The organism is Pseudoalteromonas rubra (assembly GCF_004212645.1).
Lineage (GTDB): Bacteria > Pseudomonadota > Gammaproteobacteria > Enterobacterales > Alteromonadaceae > Pseudoalteromonas > Pseudoalteromonas rubra_G.
This window is the reverse complement of sequence record NZ_PPUZ01000133.1, coordinates 1-832: the sequence shown is the minus strand read 5'-3', so window position 1 is coordinate 832 and position 832 is coordinate 1. Positions and strand designations below refer to the sequence as shown.

Below are 832 nucleotides of genomic sequence, written 5' to 3'. Positions count from 1 at the left end.
CGCATGTGTTGGCATCGACGTCAGTCTGCTTTGACCTGTCTATTTTTGAAATATTCTTACCGTTGACAGGGGGAACAACTGTTGTGTTAGTGCAGGACGTGCTGGCACTTTTGCAGCAGCAAGTTCCTCACAATACTTTGCTAAATACAGTGCCTTCTGCTGTCGAAACGCTATTGGACACAGAGCTCGATTTATCCGTGTTTGAGAGCATCAATCTGGCGGGCGAACCTTTGAAGCAAAAAACCGTTGATATGCTTTATCAGCGCGGGGTGAAAAACGTATATGACTTATATGGTCCCTCTGAAGATACGACGTATTCTACGGTTAAACGCCGTCAATTAGATGGCCAGGCGACGATCGGCAAACCCATTTCAAATACTCAGGCTTATGTATTGTCTCAAGATAATATGCTTTGCCCTGTAGGCGTTGCGGGTGAGTTGTACTTAGGCGGTGCTGGGGTCGCAAAAGGCTACTGGAATCGTCAAGACTTGACTCAGGCGCGATTTGTGAGCAACCCATTTGGTGATGGGGTGTTATACAAAACAGGTGATCTCGTAAAGTGGACGGCCGAGGGTGAGTTGAAATTCTTAGGGCGTATGGACAATCAGGTTAAGATCCGAGGTTTCCGTATTGAACTGGGTGAAATAGAACACGCACTATTGCAACACCCAGACATTAGCCATGCCGTTGTGATGGTCCAGCAAGAAGATGCCGCGTGTTTAGTTGCTTACATCGTGGTGGATACACAAGCTGAGTTGACGCAGATCCAAGCTGAGTTGGCTAATACACTGCCAAAGCACTTTATTCCAGAACTCTGGGTGTCGCTGGATGC

The 832-nt window shown here is 47.4% G+C and carries 1 protein-coding gene; it reads left to right on the top strand.

All coding sequences use genetic code 11. The features are described 5' to 3' along the window. Positions 1 to 5: 5 nt before the first annotated feature. Positions 6 to 832: AMP-binding protein (locus C3B51_RS22810; protein ID WP_240701960.1), on the top strand; the 827-nt coding region annotated here is incomplete at its 3' end.